General features: G+C 56.6%; 3 protein-coding genes. All 3 read right to left on the bottom strand.

Going from position 1 to position 1,290, the window contains the following annotated elements; translation table 11 throughout:
- Window positions 1–424, bottom strand: a 424-nt coding sequence (locus tag AB1500_13160; GenBank protein MEW6184095.1) for an MFS transporter, incomplete at its 3' end; no start/stop codon positions are given.
- A 333-nt stretch (window positions 425–757) separates the two neighbouring features.
- The gene (gene panD, locus AB1500_13155; GenBank protein ID MEW6184094.1) at window positions 758–1,141 is read right to left on the bottom strand and encodes an aspartate 1-decarboxylase; all 384 of its coding nucleotides are present in this window, start codon (window positions 1,139–1,141) and stop codon (window positions 758–760) included.
- Window positions 1,142–1,279: a pantoate--beta-alanine ligase gene (locus AB1500_13150; GenBank protein MEW6184093.1), complete on the bottom strand. Its 138-nt coding sequence runs from the start codon at window positions 1,277–1,279 to the stop codon at window positions 1,142–1,144.
- Window positions 1,280–1,290 lie beyond the last annotated feature (11 nt).

Below are 1,290 nucleotides of genomic sequence, written 5' to 3'. Positions count from 1 at the left end.
CAGCACCGAAGGTGTCCATCGCCCGGTGCAGGCCGAACGAAAGACCGTAGTTGCGGGGGTCGCTCGAGTCGGCGATCAGAGCGTCCCGGGGCGCGGTGCGCACGCCCTTGCCGAAACGGTCGACCAGTCTGCCGCCCAAAACCCAGCCCCAGGACGCGGCCAGGTACAAAAGGACCTTGCTTAGAGCGGAGGTTGCGTAGCCGGCTATGGCCAGAGGTTTGCGCCGCCCGAGACGGTCGGATAAGACACCGGAAAAAACCTTTAAGAGGCTCGCGGTGCTTTCGGCCAACCCCTCGATCACACCGACCACGGCAGGTCCGGCGCCGAGCTGAAGTGTGAGGAAAAGCGGTATCAGGGGGTAGACCATTTCCGAGCTTACGTCGGTAAGGAAACTCACCAGACCCACCAGGACGATGTTAAACATTTTTCCTCCTCTTAGGAGGCCGTTGCAAAACGGCGCCTGGCAATTGGGAAGTGCGAGGCGGGAGGTTAGAGGTGGGAAGACCGAAGGAATTCGCCAGGCGAATTCCACCCTCTGATTCTAACTTCCGACTTCTCACATCCCACCTCTTAATTTGCCGGATGTCTTCGCCTTCCGCGCCATGCTTGTTTTTCGCGGCCTCCGGGGCACTTACTTATTTACACCCGCCGAAAGCCGTTAGGTGGTTTTTCTACCGAATTTATTTGTTTTGCAACACTCTCTTAGGACTCAACTCCTGCCTTTTATCCTTTGACGTCGGACGTCGGACTTTCTAACCTACCCAATTGCGCCGTGGGTTTCCTCCCGCTTAACCTCAACCACTTTATTGTTATCGTCTACAACAACTATCCGGGGCCGGAAGCTGCGGGCCTCCGCATAGGGAATGACGGCGTAAGCGATGATGATGACCTTATCCCCCGGTTGCGCCAGGTGGGCGGCGGCGCCGTTGAGGCAGATCAACCCTGAATCCCGCGGACCAACGATGGTGTAAGTTTCGAATCGCTGGCCGTTGTTGATGTTTACGACCTGCACCCTTTCCCCCGGAAAGATATCCGCCGCCTCCATCAGCGTCTCATCGACGGTTATACTGCCGACATAGTCCACGTTGGTCTCTGTGACTGTAGCCCGGTGGATTTTCCCCCTTAACATCATAAGGAGCATTTACTCCACCTCCACTAAAAAATTGTCAATCAACCGCGCCCGCCCGAAAAACGCGGCTACCGCCATTAGTACCTTGCCCGCCCGTATTTCTTCCATGGGCTTTAATTCAGGCCAGCTAAGAACCTCGGCATAGTCCAGCCGGGCAAGCG

The organism is Bacillota bacterium (genome assembly GCA_040755295.1).
GTDB lineage: Bacteria > Bacillota > Desulfotomaculia > Desulfotomaculales > Ammonificaceae > SURF-55.
Note: the sequence above shows the minus strand (reverse complement) of the source record. Positions and strands in the feature narration are given on the sequence as shown.

Excerpts from the sequence above, each read along its gene's own strand:
- panD (MEW6184094.1), bottom strand. The coding sequence starts at position 1,141 with ATGCTCCTTATGATGTTAAGGGGGAAAATCCACCGGGCTACAGTCACA.